Consider the following 18,757-nt stretch of genomic DNA (forward strand, 5'->3'; position numbering starts at 1 on the left):
AGACGGCCGCCTACGGTCACTTCGGCCGCGAGCTGTCCGACTTCACCTGGGAGCGCACCGACCGCGTCGACGCGCTGCGCAAGGCCGCCGGCCTGTAAGCGGCGTCCGGTCCCGCCCGGGCCCGGTTCTCCCCTCCAGGGGAGCCGGGCCTTCGGCGTGTCACCGGGCAGGTGCGCCGGTGTGCCCGGGCAGGTGTGCCGGTGTGCCCGGCGGCCGGGGTGCGGGCCGGCGCCGCTGTCAGTGGCGTTTGGTAAGAATGCAAGCGTGAGCAGCGAGAACGGGACGGGTGGCGGGGGCGCCGAGGGGGCGCCCCCGGAGCAGCTCGCGCTCATCCGGGAGAGCGTGCGCAAGGCCAAGGAGCCGCGGGCCAAACCGCGCACCTGGCGGGGCGCCGCGCTCGCGCCGGCGCTGCCGGTCGCGCGGGTGCTCGTCGACAAGGGCGTGCTGCACCTCGACCGGTACTTCGACTACGCCGTACCGGCCGAGCTGGACGCCGACGCGCAGCCCGGCGTGCGGGTGCGCGTCCGCTTCGGGGCCGGCCGGCACCGGGTGCGCGAGGGGCGGCGCGAGGGCGGTGGACTGATCGACGGGTTCCTCATCGAGCGGCTCCCCGAGTCCGACTACTCCGGGCCGCTCGCCGCGCTCGCCCAGGTCGTCTCGCCCGAGCCCGTGCTCGGCCCCGAGCTGCTCTCCCTCGCCCGGGCCGTCGCCGACCGCTACGCCGGCAGCCTCGCCGACGTGCTGCAGCTCGCCGTACCGCCGCGCAGCGCGCGGGCCGAGCAGCGGCCCTCGCCCGCCCCGCTGCCCCCGCCACAGGCCCCCGAGGCGGGTTCCTGGGCCCGCTACGAGCGCGGGGCCGGCTTCCTGGAGGCGCTCGCCGCCGGTAACGCGCCCCGCGCGGTGTGGAACGCGCTGCCGGGGCCGCAGTGGAGCGACGAGCTGGCCCGCGCCGTCGCCGCCACCCTGGCGTCCGGGCGCGGCGCTCTCGTCGTGCTGCCGGACGGCCGGGCCGTGGCCCGCGTCGACGCCGCCCTGACCGCCCTGCTCGGCGAGGGACGGCACGCGGTCCTCACCGCCGACGCCGGGCCGGAGAAGCGGTACCGGGAGTGGCTCGCCGTGAGCCGTGGCTCTGTACGGGCCGTGCTCGGCACCCGCGCCGCCATGTTCGCGCCGGTGCGGGACCTGGGCCTGGTCGCCCTCTGGGACGACGGCGACGACAGCCACAGCGAACAGCACGCCCCGCAGCCGCACGCCCGCGAGGTGCTGCTGCTGCGCGCCGCCCAGGACAAGTGCGCCTTCCTGCTCGGCGGCTGGAGCTGCACGGTGGAGGCCGCGCAGCTCGTGGAGAGCGGCTGGGCGCGGCCCGTCGTCGCCGTACGGGAGCAGGTACGGGCCGCCGCGCCGCTGGTGCGGACCGTCGGCGACGGCGACCTCGCCCGCGACGAGGCGGCCCGCGCCGCCCGGCTGCCGACGCTCGCGTGGCAGGTGGCCCGCGAGGGGCTGCGGCACGGACCGGTGCTCGTGCAGGTGCCCCGGCGCGGATACGTGCCCCGCATGGCCTGTGCGCAGTGCCGAGAGCCCGCGCGCTGCCGGCACTGCGCGGGCCCGCTGGAGGCCCGGGACGGCGCCGGCGGCGGTGCGCTGTGGTGCGGCTGGTGCGGCCGCGAGGAGAGCCGCTGGCACTGCCCGGAGTGCGGTTCGTTCCGGCTGCGCGCTCAGGTCGTCGGGGCGCGGCGTACGGCCGAGGAGCTGGGCCGGGCGTTCCCGGCGGTCCCGGTGCGCACCTCGGGCCGCGAGCACGTCCTGGACACCGTGCCGGCCGCGCCGGCGCTGGTGGTGAGCACTCCCGGCGCGGAACCCGTCGCCGAGGGCGGGTACGCGGCGGCGCTGCTGCTGGACGGCTGGGCCATGCTCGGCCGGCCCGATCTGCGGGCCGAGGAGGACGCTCTGCGGCGCTGGATCGCCGCCGCCGCGCTGGTGCGGCCGCAGGGCGCCGGCGGAACCGTCGCCGTGGTCGCCGAGGCCACCGCCCGTCCCGTGCAGGCGCTGGTGCGCTGGGACCCCGTCGGGCACGCGGTGCGCGAACTGGCCGACCGGGCCGAGCTGGGCTTCCCGCCGGTGTCGCGGATGGCGGCCGTGGCGGGACCGGCGGCGGCCCTGACGGACTTCCTCGGCGCGGTGGACCTGCCGCGGGAGGCGGAGGTGCTGGGGCCGGTCCCGGTTCCGGTCACCGCACCGGGGCGGCCGCGGCGGCCCGGTGCGCCGCCGCCGGGGGAGCACTGGGAGCGGGCGCTGATCCGGGTGCCGCCGGGCAGCGGGGCGGCGCTGGCCGCCGCGCTGAAGGCCGCGCAGGCGGCACGGACGGCCCGCGGGGGAGGGGAGCCGGTCTGGGTGCGGATCGACCCGCCGGACATCGGCTGAGCGCCGTGTCGTGGACAGACGTCTGCCCTCCCGGCTGTTCCGGGAGGGCAGTTGACGGGGTGTCACCTCACGCGGCCGCGCGCGGGCGTCAGCCGTTGCGCGGGGCCGGGAACGCCGTCGGCCTGGCGTCGTCCCGCAGGGTCGTGCTGCCCGCCGTCGGCTGGGTCGGCATGGAACGGGCGGCCGGGACCGTGGGCACGACCGGGATGCCCGTGCCCACGGTCACCGTCCGGCCGCCCGCCGGCTCCGGGGTGTGCTCCGCCTCGGCGGGGGCCGGCACGGGGGCCCGGCGCGAGCCGTAACGGCGGTGGACCGCCTGCTTGGTGACGCCGAGTGCGGAGCCCACCGCGTCCCACGAGAAACCGAGCGAGCGGTCGAAGTCGACCGCCGCCGTCACCAGGGTCTCGACGCTGTCCCGCAGCTCCTGGGCGAGGCGCACCGTCGGGGCGGGAGCGCGTCCGTAGACGACGAACCCCGTGGAGGGGCCGGAGCGGCGCGGGCGGTAGACGTTGCCCAGCTGGGCGGTGAGCGTGCGCAGGGCGTCCACCTGCCGGCGGACCCGCTCGATGTCCCGCACCAGCAAGTGCAGGCTGGCCCGGGCCTGGGCGTCGTGGGTTGCGTGGTCGGCCATGAACAAGCCTCTCGAACCGGCGATGAAGAGAAGGGGGGTCAACTCTTTCTTGACCAACGCGGGATCGCTCCGCGGGTCACGCATGGGGGGCGTGAGGGCATATGCCTGCGCCCCTGAGGGTTTCGGCTCGCCTGCGGCTTCGCCGCTGTGGGGCATCTACCGTCTCCACCCTGGACGCGGCCGGGGGGTGTTTTCCCACCCGCCCACCGGGTTCCAGTCGGCCAGGAGGCCGGCCGTCCTCCTCAAGTCGCTCGCCGTCGGCGGCTCTCCGCCCGTGGTCATAGACTGGTGCGCTGCCCGTCGCCCGCGTCGTCCGAGAGGTCCGAACCCGCCCATGAAGCTCGTCTTCGCCGGTACCCCCGAGGTCGCCGTTCCCGCTCTGGACGCCCTGCTCGCCTCCGGGCGCCACGAGGTGGCCGCCGTCGTCACGCGGCCCGACGCACCGGCCGGGCGCGGGCGCAGGCTGGTGGCGTCGCCCGTGGCGGAGCGGGCGGAGGAGGCCGGGATCGAGGTGCTCAAGCCCGCCAAGCCGCGCGATCCGGAGTTCCTGGAGCGGCTGCGGCAGATCGCCCCCGACTGCTGCCCCGTCGTCGCCTACGGCGCCCTGCTGCCCAAGGTGGCGCTGGACGTCCCCGCGCACGGCTGGGTCAACCTGCACTTCTCGCTGCTGCCCGCCTGGCGCGGCGCCGCCCCCGTGCAGCACGCCCTCATGGCCGGCGACCAGATCACCGGCGCGTCCACCTTCCTCATCGAGGAGGGGCTCGACTCCGGCCCCGTCTACGGCACCGTCACCGAGGAGATCCGGCCCACCGACACCAGCGGCGACCTGCTCACCCGGCTCGCCTTCGCCGGCGCCGGGCTGCTCGCCGCGACCATGGACGGTATCGAGGACGGCACGCTGAAGGCCGTACCGCAGCCCGCTGAGGGCGTCACCCTCGCCCCGAAGATCACCGTCGAGGACGCCCGCGTCGACTGGGCCGCCCCCGCGCTGCGCGTCGACCGCGTCGTGCGCGGCTGCACCCCCGCCCCCGGCGCCTGGACGACCTTCCGCGGCGAGCGCCTGAAGCTGATCCAGGTCGCGCTGCTGACCGAGCGCACCGACCTCGCCCCCGGCACCCTCGACATCGGCAAGAACCACGTCCACGTCGGCACCGGCTCGCACGCCGTGGAGCTGCTGTGGGTGCAGGCCCAGGGCAAGAAGCCGATGCGGGCCGCCGACTGGGCGCGCGGTGTGCGCATCGCCGCCGGGGAGACCCTCGGGGCATAGCGGGGCCACCTGCGGACGTAGTCTGGGTGGACAGCCCGTTCTGACATCCGGAGCACCTTCTTCGTGAGCGACACCCCCGGCACCTCCCGCAGGCCGCGCAGGCCCGCCAAGCCCTACCGCCGTCCCCAGAAGGACCCCGTGCGCATCCTCGCCTTCGAGGCGCTGCGCGCGGTGGACGAGCGCGACGCCTACGCCAACCTCGTGCTGCCCCCGCTGCTGCGCAAGGCCCGCGAGAAGGGCGACTTCGACGCGCGGGACGCGGCCTTGGCGACCGAGCTCGTCTACGGCACGCTGCGCCGCCAGGGGACGTACGACGCCGTCGTCGCGGCCTGCGTCGACCGGCCGCTGCGCGAGGTGGACCCGCCGGTGCTGGACGTGCTGACCCTCGGCGCGCACCAGCTGCTCGGCACCCGCATCCCCACCCACGCCGCCGTGTCGTCGACGGTCGAGCTCGCCCGGGTGGTGCTCGGCGACGGACGGGCCAAGTTCGTCAACGCCGTCCTGCGCAAGGTCGCCCAGCGCGACCTCGACGCCTGGGTCGCCGAGGTCGCGCCGCCCTACGACGACGACCCCGAGGACCATCTCGCCGTGGTGCACGCGCACCCGCGGTGGGTCGTCTCCGCGCTGTGGGACTCCCTCGGCGGCGGCCGCGAGGGCATCGAGCGGCTGCTGGCGGCCGACAACGAGCGGCCCGAGGTCACCCTGGTCGCCCGGCCCGGCCGCGCCACGACCGAGGAACTGCTGCGCGAGGACGCCGCCGTCGCGGGCCGCTGGTCGCCGTACGCCGTACGCCTGACCGAGGGCGGCGAGCCGGGGGCCGTGGAGGCCGTGCGCGAGGGGCGCGCGGGCGTGCAGGACGAGGGCAGCCAGCTCGTCGCGCTGGCGCTGGCGAACGCGCCCGTCGAGGGACGCGACCGGTTCTGGCTGGACGGCTGCGCGGGCCCCGGCGGCAAGGCCGCCCTCCTCGGCGCCCTCGCCGCCGGGCGCGGCGCCCTGCTGCTGGCCTCCGAGAAGCAGCCCCACCGCGCCGGGCTGGTCGCCAAGGCGCTGACCGGCAATCCGGGGCCGTACCAGGTGATCGCCGCCGACGGCACCCGGCCGGCCTGGCGCCCCGGCAGCTTCGACCGGGTCCTCGTGGACGTCCCCTGCACCGGCCTCGGCGCCCTGCGCCGCCGCCCCGAGGCCCGCTGGCGCCGCCGCCCCGAGGACCTCGACGCCTTCGCCCCCCTCCAGCGGGGCCTGCTGCGCACGGCCCTGGAGTCGGTACGCGTCGGCGGCGTCGTCGGCTACGCCACGTGCTCCCCGCACCTGGCCGAGACCAGGGCCGTGGTGACCGACGTGCTCAAGCAGGTCCCCGGCACGGAACTGCTCGACGCCCGCCCTCTCCTGCCGGACGTCCCCGACCTCGGCGACGGCCCCGACATCCAGCTCTGGCCGCACGTCCACGGCACGGACGCGATGTACCTGGCCCTCATCCGCCGGACCGGCTGACCTCGCTCTCCTTCGGGCCGGGGGCGAACAACCGTGCCCGGGCATGGCAGGCTTAGGCACATGGCCGTGCAGATCAACCCCAGCATCCTGTCCGCCGACTTCGCCCGCCTCGCGGACGAGGCGAAGGCGGTGGAGGGAGCCGACTGGCTCCACGTCGACGTCATGGACAACCATTTCGTCCCCAACCTCACGCTCGGCGTGCCGATCGTGGAGTCACTGGCTCGTGCGACGGACACCCCGCTGGACTGCCATCTGATGATCGAGGACCCCGACCGCTGGGCCCCCCAGTACGTCGAGGCGGGCGCCGGTTCGGTGACCTTCCACGTCGAGGCGTCCGCCGCGCCCGTACGGCTCGCCCGGGAGATCCGGGCCAAGGGGGCGCGTGCCTCCATGGCGCTGAAGCCGGCGACGCCGATCGAGCCGTACGAGGACCTGCTGCCCGAGCTGGACATGCTGCTGATCATGACGGTGGAGCCGGGCTTCGGCGGGCAGTCCTTCCTGGACATCATGCTGCCGAAGATCCGCCGCACCCGTGAGCTGATCAACAAGCACGGCCTCCAGCTCTGGCTCCAGGTGGACGGCGGTGTCTCCGCGTCCACGATCGAGCAGTGCGCGGACGCGGGCGCCGACGTCTTCGTCGCCGGGTCCGCGGTCTACGGGGCGAACGACCCCGCCGACGCGGTCCGTGCCCTGCGCCGGCAGGCGGAGTCGGCATCCGCCAAGGCGAGCTGGGCATGCGACCACTGACCAACAGGAACGTGAACGCCCGCCATCAGGGCTGATCGACCGCGCCGGATCTGCAAGGATGAACGGCGAATCCAGAGTGTGAACAGCAGTGAGGAGATCGCCGTGTCGGGTATGTCGGCGGGCCGGTCAGCCATGCGGATGGGACCCGCTGAGCTGGTGCAGGCGGCGGCCATGGCCCGCCGCTTCTACCTCGAGGGCAAGTCCAAGATCCAGATCGCGGAGGAGTTCGGCGTCAGCCGCTTCAAGGTGGCCCGGGTCCTGGAGACGGCCCTCGAACGGGACCTCGTACGCATCGAGATCCGCGTGCCGGCCGAACTGGACGCCGAGCGCTCCGACGCGCTCCGCGCCCGCTACGGCCTCAGGCACGCCGTCGTGGTCGAGTCCCCGCCCGAGTCGGAGGAGACCCCCGACCCGGAGAACCTGGGCGAGGTCGCCGCCGACCTGCTCGGCGAGCTGGTCAACGAGGGGGACGTGCTGGGCCTGGCCTGGGGCCGGTCCACCATCCACATGGCGGCCGCCCTGGACCGGCTGCCGCCCTGCACGGTCGTGCAGCTGACCGGCGTGTACGACGCCGGGACCGCCGAGCGGGGCTCGGTGGAGGCCGTGCGCCGAGCCGCGCAGGTGTCGGGCGGCGACGCCCACCCCATCTACGCGCCGATGCTGCTGCCGGACGCGGCCACCGCGGTGGCGCTGCGCAACCAGACCGGGCTGGCCCGGGCCTTCGAGTACTTCGACAAGGTCACCGTCGCCTGCGTCTCCATCGGTTCCTGGGAGCCGGGCATCTCCACGGTGCACGACATGCTCTCCGAGGAGGAGCGCGCCCACTACGCCTCGCTCGGCGTGGCCGCGGAGATGTCCGCGCACCTCTTCGACGCCGAGGGCCGCCGGGTGGGCCGGGACCTGGGGGAGCGGTGCATCACGGTCAAGGCCGACCAGCTGCGCCGTATCCCGGAGGTCGTGGCGATCGCGGGCGGCCAGCGCAAGGCGTCGGCGATCGACGCGGTGCTGCGGTCCGGGCTCGTCACCAGCCTGGTGACGGACACCTCGGCCGCGGACTACCTGATGACCGCGGGCCCGGCGCCGAAGCCGGCCCTCAACCGGGCGGACCCGGACGGGATCTGACGGTGCGTGGGACGGGGGGCGGCCGTGGCGGCATCTCAGGCATGCTGCTGCGGTGGGTCCCCCGGGTGCTGCTCTGTGTCCTCGCCCTGCTCGTCGGGTGCTCCCCGACCCAGGGCACGTCGGGCGGCCCCGCCTGGGCGAAGGGCATGGCCACCGTCAAGGAGGCCGATCTGCCGGCCGAGGCCCGGCGCACGCTCGTCCTCGTCGACCGGGGCGGCCCCTTCCCGTACGCCAGGGACGGAGTCGTCTTCGGCAACCTCGAGGGGCGGCTGCCGCGGCACCCGCGCGGCTACTACCACGAGTACACCGTGCCGACGCCGGGCTCACGCGACCGCGGGGCCCGGCGCCTGGTCACCGGGCGCGGCGGCGAGACGTACTACACCGACGACCACTACGACTCGTTCAGGGCGGTACTGAGATGACGAAAGCCGTGGTCACCCTGGACCTGGACGGGGTCACGGACAAGGCGGCCCTGATGGACCGGTGCGCCCGCGACCTGCGGCTGCCCGGCTATTTCGGCCGCAACTGGGACGCCCTCGCCGACGTCCTCTGCGACCCGGGCGTGTGGCCCGGGGACGCCGCGCCGCTGGTCGTGGTCCGGAACTGGCGGCCGTACGCGGCGGCCCGCCCCGGTGAGTGGGAGACGGCGCAGGAGGTGTTCTCCCAGGCCACCGCCGTCACTGTGGCCCTCCTTCTCGGATGATCCTCCAAAGGCGCCCCTGACCAGCCTGGACGAACCGACTGTGCCCAGGGGCGCGGTCGGCATGGGAGAATGAAGTACGTGCTCTTTCCCCCTGGCACACCTGTCCGGGGGTCACCTCTGAACGACTGGGATGTAGCACGTGCGTTTCCTCAACGACATCCAGCCCCCGTACGACCTGACGTACGACGACGTCTTCATGGTGCCGAGCCGCTCCGCGGTCGGCTCGCGTCAGGGCGTGGACCTCAGCGCCCCGGACGGCACGGGCACCACCATCCCGCTCGTCGTCGCCAACATGACCGCCATCGCCGGCCGGCGCATGGCCGAGACGGTGGCCCGCCGCGGCGGCATCGTGGTGATCCCGCAGGACATCCCGATCGAGGTCGTCACCGAGGTCGTCTCCTGGGTCAAGAGCCGCCACCACGTGCTGGACACCCCGATCGTGCTGGCCCCGCACCAGACCGTCGCCGACGCCCTCGCACTGCTGCCCAAGCGGTCGCACAACGCCGGTGTGGTCGTCGACGAGGAGCAGCGGCCGATCGGCGTCGTCACCGACACCGACCTGTCCGGCGTGGACCGCTTCACGCAGCTCGAGGTCGTCATGTCCAAGGACCTGCTGCTGCTCGACGCGGACATCGACCCGCGCGAGGCCTTCAACACCCTGGACCACCACAACCGGCGCTACGCCCCGGCCGTGGACCAGGACGGCCGCCTGGCCGGCATCCTCACCCGCAAGGGCGCCCTGCGCGCCACCCTGTACACCCCGGCCGTGGACGCGAACGGCAAGCTGCGCATCGCCGCCGCCGTCGGCATCAACGGGGACGTCGCGGGCAAGGCCAAGCAGCTGCTGGACGCGGGCGTCGACACCCTCGTCATCGACACCGCGCACGGCCACCAGGAGTCGATGATCAGCGCCGTCAAGCTGGTGCGCGGGCTCGACCCGCAGGTGCCGATCGTCGCGGGCAACATCGTGGCCGCCGAGGGCGTCAAGGACCTCATCGACGCCGGCGCGGACATCATCAAGGTCGGTGTCGGCCCCGGCGCCATGTGCACCACCCGCATGATGACCGGCGTGGGCCGGCCGCAGTTCTCCGCCGTCCTGGAGTGCGCCGCCGAGGCGAAGAAGTACGGCAAGCACGTGTGGGCCGACGGCGGCGTCCGTCACCCGCGCGACGTGGCCATGGCCCTCGCGGCCGGCGCGTCCAACGTCATGATCGGCTCCTGGTTCGCGGGCACCTACGAGTCCCCGGGCGACCTCCAGCACGACGCCCAGGGCCGCGCCTACAAGGAGTCCTTCGGCATGGCCTCCGCGCGCGCCGTGCGCAACCGCACCTCCGAGGAGTCCGCCTACGACCGCGCCCGCAAGGCGCTGTTCGAAGAGGGCATCTCCACCTCCCGCATGTTCCTCGACCCGGCCCGCCCGGGCGTCGAGGACCTGATCGACTCGATCATCGCGGGCGTCCGCTCCTCGTGCACCTACGCCGGCGCCTCCAACCTGGAGGAGTTCGCCGACCGCGCGATCGTCGGCATCCAGAGCGCGGCCGGCTACGCCGAGGGCAAGCCGCTGCACGCCAGCTGGAGCTGACCCGCCGAATCGCGCAGCCACGGCCCCCGCCGAAAAGCGGGGGCCGCCGGCGTTCCGGGGCCGTACCGTCGTCGTATGGAGATCACCGTCTGCAGGGCCGCCGACGTGGCCCTCCTCGACGAGCACCTGGGCGCCCGGGGAGCGACGTCGCTGCACGCCCGGCGCTACGCGCGCCAGCAGGCCGGACAGAGCACGTATCTCGTCGCCTGGCTCGGCGCACGGCCCGTCGGGCACACCGAGCTGCGCTGGATCGGCTGTGAGGCCCCCGAGGTGCGCCGGGCGGCCCCCGGCTGCCCCGAGATCAACGGCCTCGCCGTGTGGCCCGAGGAACTGCGCTCCAGAGGCATCGGCACCGCGCTCATCCGGGCCGCCGAGGAGCTGGCGCGGCAGCGCGGCCTGACCCGCACCGGCATCGGCGTCACCCGCGACAACCTCCGCGCCGCGGCGCTGTACGCGCGGCTCGGCTACTCCCCCCTCACCGACTACCTCGACCGCTGGATGTACGCCGACCACGACGGGTCGGCCCTGGAGTGCGTCGACCCCTGCACCTTCCTCGTCAGGACGTTCCCGACCTGCTGAAACGGGTGCATGTGCAATGGTCGAAACCCCTGGCGCAACGAAAACCCGTCTGACCCGGAGCAACGCAACGATCATGCGGAAGCGCGCAAGGTTGCTGCATTACAGCGGCAACGTCCGGCCTCATAGAGTGTCGCGCTGAACGTGGTGTGGCGGGGACCCCGCTCGGTGGTTCCCGTGGGATGGGGTGCCGCTGGTCTCCGCCCCCTGAACGGCAGCGATAAGGAGCCGCGCGTGCTCGACCAAGGCGCACCCCCGCAGAACAGCACCAAGACCGCCCCCGTGTCCCCCCTGGGCGGCCTCATGCGCCGCAAGCCCGTGGAGCACCTGGTCGCCGAGGGCGGCCAGGGCGAGGGAGGCAGCCTCCGCCGCTCCCTGGGGCTGTGGCAGCTGACCATGATCAGCATCGGTGCCACCCTCGGCACCGGCATTTTCGTCGTCCTCGGCGAGGCCGTCCCCAAGGCGGGCCCCGCCGTCACCCTGTCGTTCGTCATAGCCGGCCTCACGGCCCTCTTCTCGGCACTGTCGTACGCCGAGCTGGCGGGCACCATCCCGGTCGCCGGCTCCTCCTACTCGTACGCCTACGCCACCATGGGCGAGCTGATCGCCTGGATCTGCGGCTGGTGTCTGCTCCTGGAGTACGGCGTCTCGGTCGCCGCCGTGGCCGTCGGCTGGGGCGAGTACCTGAACGAGCTGCTGGACGGCACCATCGGCGTGACCATCCCGCCCGCCTTCGCCAACCCGCCCGGCGTCGACGGCGGCATCTTCAACCTGCCGGCTCTCATCGTCGTCGTCCTCGCCATGGTGTTCCTGCTCGGCGGCGCCAAGGAGTCCGCGCGGGCCAACACCGTCATGGTGTGCGTGAAGATCGCCGCGCTGATCCTGTTCTGCGCGATCGGCTTCATGGGCTTCAAGTCCGGCAACTACTCCCACTTCATGCCGCTCGGCATGGCCGGCGTCAGCGCGGCCGGCGCGACGCTGTTCTTCTCCTACATCGGCTTCGACGCCGCCTCCACCGCCGGCGAGGAGGCCAAGAACGCCCAGCGCGACCTGCCCCGCGCGATCATCCTGTCCCTGGTCATCGTGACCGCGCTGTACGTGCTGGTCGCCGCCGTCGCCGTCGGCGCGAAGCCGTGGCGCAAGTTCAACGACTCCGAGGCCGCGCTCGCCCAGATCATGACCGACGTCACCGGGCAGAGCTTCTGGGGCACCCTGCTCGCCTTCTGCGCCGTCATCGCCATCGCCAGCGTCGTGCTGACCGTGCTCTACGGCCAGACCCGCATCCTCTTCGCCATGTCCCGCGACGGCCTGGTGCCCAAGGTGTTCGCCAAGGTCCACCCGAAGACCGGCGCGCCGCGCGCCAACACGGTGATCGTCTCCCTGTTCTGCGGCGTCCTCGCCGCGGCGATCCCGCTCGGCCAGCTCGCCGACGCCACCAGCATCGGCACCCTGTTCGCGTTCGCGCTGGTCAACATCGCCGTCGTGGTACTGCGCCGGACCAAGCCGGACATGAACCGCACCTTCCGCGTCCCGCTGTCGCCGGTGCTGCCGGCCCTGGGCTTCCTCTTCTGCGTCTGGATGATGGGCAGTCTGTCCTCCGTCACCTGGGTGGTCTTCGGTGTCTGGATGGCCGTCGGGCTCGTGTTCTACTTCAGTTACGGCTACCGCCGTTCCCGACTCGCCGCGCCCCACCAGAAGTGAAGTGAACAACCGCCCGTGCTGAACGATCTCGACGAACGCATCGTGCACGCCCTCGCCGAGGACGCCCGCCGCTCCTACGCGGACATCGGGCAGCTCGTGGGACTGTCCGCGCCCGCCGTCAAGCGGCGCGTGGACAGGCTGCGCGCCTCCGGAGCCATCACCGGCTTCACGGTCCGCGTCGACCCGGCGGCCCTCGGCTGGGAGACCGAGGGGTTCGTCGAGATCCACTGCCGGCGCAACACCTCGCCGGACACCATCAGGCGGGGCCTGGAGCGCTACCAGGAGGTCGTGGCCGCGTCGACCGTCACCGGCGACGCGGACGCGATCGCCCAGGTCTTCGCCTCCGACATGCGCCACTTCGAGCGCGTCCTGGAACGCATCGCGGGAGAGCCGTTCGTGGAACGCACCAAGTCGGTCCTGGTCCTCTCCCCGCTGCTGCGCCGCTTCTCGTCGGGCTCACCGACGTAACGCTCCGCCGGTGAGGCCGCGTAGTCCGCGGCTACGTCGTGGCTGGTCGCGCAGTTCCCCGCGCCCCTTCGGGGGCGCGGGTGCGCACGGCCGACAGCATGCGCCGTACGACGACGACGTGTCCGCCCGAACCGATGACGATCCGCCGGTAGACGGCGCCCGCCGGACCGGGGAACCGCGCCCGGGTGACGGCCCGCACCCTGGTCCGCTCCGCACCGACCGCCTCCAGCCGGAAGACCAGCGCGTACGACGCGAACCGGTGCCGCCCGACCAGGGCCAGCTCCCGGCCGGGGTCCGCCACGGCGACCCGGAAGCCGCGCAGCGTCGACCCCTCGGCCAGTGGCCGGGGCCCGGACGCTGTGCGGTCGGCGCACCCGAGCAGCCGCACCACGGGCCCCGCCCGGCCCCCGAAACCCTCCAGTGCGTCGCACAGCCCGCGCCACACGATGTCCGGCTCCGCCGCGACGAGCACCGTGTGCTCGTCGACGAACGGCAGGGCGGCAATCTCAAAATGCTCCATCAGGGCTCCTTCACCAGGGGGTCGGCTCCCCGGCAGTCTCCCGCTCCGCCCCCACCCGGCACCTTCGCCCCCGGACCGACCTCACCGCCCGTACGGCGGAGACCCGGGCCGGGCGCCTCCTCCCTGAGAACTACCTGTACGACGCAGCGCACCGGGCCTACCATCGCTGTCATGACCTGGCGACATTGATCCCCCCGCCACGCCTCCCGAGGGCCGCCTCGGACGCCGTACGTCCGGCATCCGATCCGTCCCTGCGGGAAGGCCTCATGACTCACTCACGTGCGCGGCGGCTCGCGCTCACCCTCTGCGCGTACGCGTTCCTGGACGACTGCGTCCTGCTCTACCCCGTCTACGCCCTGCTCTTCACCGACACCGGCCTGTCGGTCGGCCAGATCTCCTCCCTCTTCGCCCTCTGGTCGGCGACCGGCGTCCTGCTGGAGGTGCCCTCCGGCGCCTGGGCCGACGCGTTCTCCCGCCGCCTGCTGCTGTGGCTCGGGCCGCTGCTGACGGCGGCCGGCTTCACGCTGTGGGTGACGTACCCGGCGTACTGGTCCTTCGCCCTCGGCTTCGTCCTGTGGGGCACCCGGGGCGCGCTCGCCTCCGGCGCCCTGGAGGCGCTGGTGCACGACGAACTCGACCGGCTCGGCGCGGCCGACCGCTATCCCCGGCTGATGGGCCGGGCCCGGGCGGCCGGACTGCTCGGCGTGATGACCGCGACGGCCCTGGCCGGGCCCGTCCTGCGGGCCGGCGGCTACCCGGCGGTCGGCGCGGCCAGTGTGCTCGCCTGCCTGCTGACGGCGGCCGTCGCCACGGGCTTCCCGGAACACCGGCACACGGCCGACGATCCCCGCGACGGCTGGACGGCGACCCTGCGCTCCGGCCTGGCGACGGCCCGCGCCGACCACCGGATCCGGGCGGCGCTGCTCCTGGTCCCGGCGGTGACGGCGATCTGGGGCGCGCTCGACGAGTACACGCCGCTGCTGGTCCGCGAAACGGGGGTGCCGGACGACACGGTCCCCTTCTTCCTCCTGATGATCTGGACCGGCGCCACGGCAGGCGGCCTGCTCGCAGGCCCCGGCGCCCGCCTGCGCTCACGCGGCCTGGCGACGGTACTGGCAGCGGGCGCGCTGTCCCTCGCCGCAGGCGCCGCCGCACACACGCCGGCCGCCCTCGCCCTGGTCGCCCTCTCCTTCGGCGCCTTCCAGCTGACGTCGGTCCTGGCCGACGCCCGCCTCCAGCGACGCCTCGACGACACGACCCGCGCGACTGTGACATCCCTCGCGGGCCTGGGCACGGACCTGACGACGATCGCGGTCTACGCCACGTACGCGGCCCTGACCACCCACCTGAACCACGCGACGACGTTCACGGCACTCACGGTCCCGTACCTCCTCACATCAGCGCTCCTCTGGCGACGACCGTTGCGGGCCCACGACCGGCCGGGGCAGACCCGCGCGACCCGGCGCTGAGGGGCGCCACCGCGCGGACAGCCGATGACGGCCCGCACCCGCGTACGGCGGGAAGGGGCCGGGATGGGGGGTGTCCGCCCGCAGCGGCCGGCACCGGCACAGGGCGCCGTCGTCGGAAACGGGCGGCCGGCCCGAGGACGGACACCCCCCACCCCGGCCCCGCCCCACAACGCACCGCAGGCGCGACAGCAACCACCCACCGGACAGCAACGGGCCGCCGCAGGCACAAAGGGGCGCGGGGAACTGCGCGACCAGCCACAACGCACCCGCAGACGAAGCACGACCCAGCGCCGCAGGCAACCGGCGACCAGCCACAACGCACCCGCAGACAAACAACGCGCCCCCCGCCGGATGGCACCGCGCAACGAATCACCACCCACCCCCCACCCCACGCAACAATCCGCTCACCGCCGCGCAACAGCTCCTTCTTGTCCCGCCCGCGCAGCCCCCCGTACCGTCTAGAAGGCCCCCGACCCCCTCCGCACCGGTGAGGAACACGCATGCGCACAGCCCTGCTCCAGAGCTCCGGCCGCCCCGGATCCGTCGCCGAGAACCTCAAGGTGCTCGACGACGCCGCGGGCCGCGCCGCCGCCGCGGGAGCCGGGCTGCTGGCCGCGCCGGAGATGTTCCTGACCGGCTACGCGATCGGCGACGACATCGCCCGCCTCGCCGAGCCCGCCGACGGCGACGCGGCCGACGCGATCGCGGAGATCGCCACCCGGCACGGGCTGGCCGTGGCCTACGGCTACCCGGAGCGCGACGGCGAAACCGTCCACAACTCCGCCCAGCTGATCGACGCCACCGGCACCCGCCGAGCGAACTACCGCAAGACCCACCTCTTCGGCTGCTTCGAGCGCGACCACTTCACCCCCGGCGACCAGCAGCTCGTCCAGGTGGAGCTGAACGGCCTCACCGTCGGCCTGCTCATCTGCTACGACGTGGAGTTCCCGGAGAACGTCCGCGCCCACGCCCTCGCCGGCACCGACCTCCTCCTCGTCCCGACGGCGCAGATGCACCCGTTCCAGTTCGTAGCCGAGTCGATGATCCCGGTGCGGGCCTTCGAGAACCAGATGTACGTCGCGTACGTCAACCGGGTCGGCCAGGAGGCCGAGTTCGAGTTCGTCGGCCTCTCCACCCTCGCCGGCCCCGACGGAGTCGCCCGCGCCCGCGCCGGCCGCACCGAGCAGCTGGTGTTCGCCGACGCCGACCCGGCGTTCCTGGCCGCCTCCCGCGAGAACAACCCGTACCTGAAGGACCGCCGCCCCGGTCTGTACGGGTCCCTGATCTGACCCCCCTCACGCCTCACCGAGTCACCCCGCGCAAGGAGTCCGTACCCCATGACGTCCACGGTGCCCAACGCCGTCGAGCACACCGACGAGCAGCAGCCGCCGATCACCATGTTCGGCCCGGACTTCCCCTACGCGTACGACGACTTCCTGGCCCACCCGGCGGGCCTCGGCCAGGTCCCGGCGACCGAGCACGGCACCGAGGTCGCGATCATCGGCGGCGGTCTGTCCGGCATCGTCGCGGCGTACGAGCTGATGAAGATGGGCCTCAAGCCCGTCGTCTACGAGGCCGACCAGCTCGGCGGCCGGCTGCGCACCGTCGGCTTCGACGGCTGCGACGAGTCGCTGAACTGCGAGCTGGGCGCGATGCGCTTCCCGCCGTCCTCGACCGCCCTGCAGCACTACATCGACCTGGTGGGCCTGGAGACGAAGCCGTTCCCGAACCCGCTCGCCGAGACCACCCCCTCCACCGTGGTCGACCTCAAGGGCGAGTCGCACTACGCCGAGACCGTCGACGACCTGCCCCAGGTGTACCGGGACGTCGCCGAGGCCTGGAACAAGTGCCTCGAAGAGGGCGCCGACTTCTCCGACATGAACCGCGCCATGCGCGAGCGGGACGTCCCGCGCATCCGCGAGATCTGGGCCCAGCTCGTCGAGAAGCTCGACAACCAGACCTTCTACGGCTTCCTCTGCGACTCCGAGGCCTTCAAGTCCTTCCGGCACCGCGAGATCTTCGGCCAGGTCGGCTTCGGCACCGGCGGCTGGGATACGGACTTCCCGAACTCCATCCTGGAGATCCTGCGCGTCGTCTACACCGAGGCCGACGACCACCACCGCGGCATCGTCGGCGGCTCCCAGCAGCTGCCGCTGCGCCTGTGGGAGCGCGAGCCGGAGAAGATCGTCCACTGGCCGTACGGCACCTCGCTGAAGTCCCTGCACGTGGACGGCGAGCCCAGGCCGGCCGTGACCCGGCTGCACCGCACCGCGGGCAACCAGATCACCGTGACCGACGCGAACGGCGACATCCGCACCTACAAGGCGGCCGTCTTCACCGCCCAGTCCTGGATGCTGCTGTCCAAGATCGCCTGCGACGACTCGCTGTTCCCGATCGACCACTGGACCGCGATCGAGCGCACCCACTACATGGAGTCCAGCAAGCTCTTCGTGCCCGTGGACCGGCCGTTCTGGCTGGACAAGGACGAGGAGACGGGCCGGGACGTCATGTCGATGACGCTCACCGACCGCATGACCCGCGGTACCTACCTGCTCGACAACGGCCCGGACCAGCCCGCCGTCATCTGTCTCTCCTACACCTGGTGCGACGACAGCCTGAAGTGGCTGCCGCTGTCCGCGAACGAGCGGATGGAGGTCATGCTGAAGTCGCTCGGCGAGATCTACCCGAAGGTCGACATCCGCAAGCACATCATCGGCAACCCGGTGACGGTGTCCTGGGAGAACGAGCCCTACTTCATGGGCGCGTTCAAGGCGAACCTGCCCGGCCACTACCGCTACCAGCGGCGCCTGTTCACGCACTTCATGCAGGACCGGCTGCCCGAGGACAAGCGCGGCATCTTCCTCGCCGGTGACGACATCTCCTGGACGGCCGGCTGGGCCGAGGGCGCCGTCCAGACCGCGCTGAACGCGGTCTGGGGCGTCATGCACCACTTCGGCGGCACGACGGACGCGACGAACCCCGGCCCGGGTGACGTCTACGACGAGATCGCGCCCGTCGAACTCCCCGAGGACTGAGCGCAGTTCACGGCCGGACTCACAGTCCGCCCGGCCTGGCGGGCACGCACGGCCGCACTCACAGCCCGGCCGCGCGCGCCTTGCCATAGACCTCCGCGGCGACGTCCTTGAGCTCCTGGGCGTCGCGCGGAGTGGTCTGCAGGTCGAGCAGGACCTCGTCCATGCCGACCTCGGCGAACGCCGCGAGGTCCGTCACGATCTGGTCGGCGTTGCCCTGGAAGGGCTGGCGGTCGTCGCCGTCGTACGGCTTGGCGCTGTACGTCGCGTTGACCCGCGGCACCCGCTGGATCGGCTGGCTGCGGCCCCGCTCGGCGGCGATGTCCTGGAGCTGGTTCCATCCGCTGGCGTAGGCGTCGACGCCCATGGCGACCGGGATCCAGCCGTCGGCGCGGTCCACGACCCGGGTCAGCGCCTTCTTGTTGGCCGCGCCGACCAGGAGGGGGATCGGCCGGGCCGGCTTGGGCCCGACGACGGCCGCGTCGAGCTTCGTGATCCGGCCGTCGTAGCTCACCGGGTCCGGGCCCCACACCGCCCGGCACACGTCGATCACCTCGTCCAGCACACGGCCGCGCTCCTCGTGGGGGCGTACGCCCGCGGCGGCGAACTCGTCGGTCGACCATCCCGAGCCCAGACCGGCGATGACCCGGCCGCCGCTCGCCGCGTCCAGCGACGCGAGCGCCTTGGCGAGCTGGAACGGCCCGTGCAGCGGGGCGACGAGGATGCCCGAGCCCAGCCGGACGCGTTCGGTGACCGCCGCGGCCAGGGTCAGCGTGACCAGCGGGTGGGCCATGCCGCGGTAGAAGTCGGGCCAGGGCAGGCCGGGGATGCCGTACAGGCCCTGCGTGGGGTTCTCCGGGACCAGGGCCCGCTCGTACACCCACAGGCTGTCGTATCCGATCTGCTCGGCGGCACGCGCCACGTCGGTGACGTCCTGGGCGAGGTCGTACTGCCGGTGCTGGGGAAGACCGAGTCCGAGACGGATGGCCATGGCTGATTGCTCCTTCGCGATCGGAGTGCCCCATCG

The 18,757-nt window shown here is 73.4% G+C and carries 17 protein-coding genes; 14 read left to right on the plus strand and 3 right to left on the minus strand.

Annotated elements, in window-relative coordinates; all coding sequences use genetic code 11:
- Positions 1-264: 264 nt before the first annotated feature.
- On the plus strand, positions 265-2,421 hold the full coding sequence (locus AC0B9F_RS34210; protein WP_472009169.1) for a primosomal protein N': 2,157 nt from the start codon (positions 265-267) through the stop codon (positions 2,419-2,421).
- 88 nt (positions 2,422-2,509) lie between these two features.
- On the opposite strand, the gene AC0B9F_RS34215 is transcribed toward AC0B9F_RS34210, so the two are convergent.
- Positions 2,510-3,052 carry a hypothetical protein gene (locus AC0B9F_RS34215; RefSeq protein WP_472009171.1) on the minus strand — a complete coding sequence of 181 codons (543 nt, stop codon included), beginning with the start codon at positions 3,050-3,052 and terminating at the stop codon, positions 2,510-2,512.
- Between the two features lie 334 nt (positions 3,053-3,386).
- On the opposite strand from AC0B9F_RS34215, the gene fmt reads away from it, so the two are divergent.
- The 10 genes from fmt (at position 3,387) to AC0B9F_RS34265 (ending at position 12,709) form a co-directional block, all read left to right on the plus strand.
- A complete protein-coding gene (gene fmt / locus AC0B9F_RS34220; protein WP_472009173.1) occupies positions 3,387-4,319 on the plus strand; it encodes a methionyl-tRNA formyltransferase in 933 nt (310 codons plus the stop codon).
- A 63-nt stretch (positions 4,320-4,382) separates the two neighbouring features.
- Positions 4,383-5,810: an RsmB/NOP family class I SAM-dependent RNA methyltransferase gene (locus AC0B9F_RS34225; protein ID WP_472009175.1), complete on the plus strand. Its 1,428-nt coding sequence runs from the start codon at positions 4,383-4,385 to the stop codon at positions 5,808-5,810.
- 60 nt (positions 5,811-5,870) lie between these two features.
- Positions 5,871-6,557: a ribulose-phosphate 3-epimerase gene (gene rpe, locus AC0B9F_RS34230; protein WP_472009177.1), complete on the plus strand. Its 687-nt coding sequence runs from the start codon at positions 5,871-5,873 to the stop codon at positions 6,555-6,557.
- 78 nt (positions 6,558-6,635) lie between these two features.
- Positions 6,636-7,679 carry a sugar-binding transcriptional regulator gene (locus tag AC0B9F_RS34235; protein WP_472009179.1) on the plus strand — a complete coding sequence of 348 codons (1,044 nt, stop codon included), beginning with the start codon at positions 6,636-6,638 and terminating at the stop codon, positions 7,677-7,679.
- Between the two features lie 41 nt (positions 7,680-7,720).
- Positions 7,721-8,101, plus strand: coding sequence for a guanyl-specific ribonuclease (locus AC0B9F_RS34240; RefSeq protein ID WP_472009181.1), 381 nt, complete (start codon positions 7,721-7,723; stop codon positions 8,099-8,101).
- The gene (locus tag AC0B9F_RS34245) at positions 8,098-8,382 is read left to right on the plus strand and encodes a barstar family protein (RefSeq protein ID WP_472009183.1); all 285 of its coding nucleotides are present in this window, start codon (positions 8,098-8,100) and stop codon (positions 8,380-8,382) included. The genes AC0B9F_RS34240 and AC0B9F_RS34245 overlap by 4 nt, the downstream gene beginning before the upstream one ends.
- Positions 8,383-8,521: 139 nt before the next feature.
- A complete protein-coding gene (locus AC0B9F_RS34250) occupies positions 8,522-9,964 on the plus strand; it encodes a GuaB1 family IMP dehydrogenase-related protein (protein ID WP_472009185.1) in 1,443 nt (480 codons plus the stop codon).
- Positions 9,965-10,039: 75 nt separating this feature from the next.
- On the plus strand, positions 10,040-10,543 hold the full coding sequence (locus tag AC0B9F_RS34255; protein WP_472009187.1) for a GNAT family N-acetyltransferase: 504 nt from the start codon (positions 10,040-10,042) through the stop codon (positions 10,541-10,543).
- 231 nt (positions 10,544-10,774) lie between these two features.
- Complete coding sequence (locus tag AC0B9F_RS34260) at positions 10,775-12,241, plus strand: amino acid permease (protein ID WP_472009188.1); 1,467 nt, start codon at positions 10,775-10,777, stop codon at positions 12,239-12,241.
- Positions 12,242-12,256: 15 nt separating this feature from the next.
- Positions 12,257-12,709, plus strand: coding sequence for an Lrp/AsnC family transcriptional regulator (locus AC0B9F_RS34265; RefSeq protein ID WP_472009190.1), 453 nt, complete (start codon positions 12,257-12,259; stop codon positions 12,707-12,709).
- 31 nt (positions 12,710-12,740) lie between these two features.
- Here the strand turns inward: AC0B9F_RS34265 and AC0B9F_RS34270 are convergent, their stop codons facing one another.
- Complete coding sequence (locus AC0B9F_RS34270; protein ID WP_472009192.1) at positions 12,741-13,229, minus strand: hypothetical protein; 489 nt, start codon at positions 13,227-13,229, stop codon at positions 12,741-12,743.
- 266 nt (positions 13,230-13,495) lie between these two features.
- On the opposite strand from AC0B9F_RS34270, the gene AC0B9F_RS34275 reads away from it, so the two are divergent.
- From AC0B9F_RS34275 to AC0B9F_RS34285, 3 genes are all read left to right on the plus strand, one after another.
- Positions 13,496-14,698, plus strand: a complete 1,203-nt coding sequence (locus AC0B9F_RS34275; protein WP_472009194.1) for an MFS transporter — start codon at positions 13,496-13,498, stop codon at positions 14,696-14,698.
- A 500-nt stretch (positions 14,699-15,198) separates the two neighbouring features.
- Complete coding sequence (locus tag AC0B9F_RS34280) at positions 15,199-15,987, plus strand: carbon-nitrogen hydrolase family protein (protein WP_472009196.1); 789 nt, start codon at positions 15,199-15,201, stop codon at positions 15,985-15,987.
- Positions 15,988-16,035: 48 nt separating this feature from the next.
- The gene (locus AC0B9F_RS34285) at positions 16,036-17,733 is read left to right on the plus strand and encodes a flavin monoamine oxidase family protein (RefSeq protein WP_472009198.1); all 1,698 of its coding nucleotides are present in this window, start codon (positions 16,036-16,038) and stop codon (positions 17,731-17,733) included.
- A gap of 58 nt (positions 17,734-17,791) precedes the next feature.
- Here the strand turns inward: AC0B9F_RS34285 and AC0B9F_RS34290 are convergent, their stop codons facing one another.
- The gene (locus tag AC0B9F_RS34290; protein WP_472009200.1) at positions 17,792-18,721 is read right to left on the minus strand and encodes an LLM class F420-dependent oxidoreductase; all 930 of its coding nucleotides are present in this window, start codon (positions 18,719-18,721) and stop codon (positions 17,792-17,794) included.
- Positions 18,722-18,757: the final 36 nt, after the last annotated feature.

It is taken from the genome of Streptomyces sp. NPDC097129 (assembly GCF_055668065.1).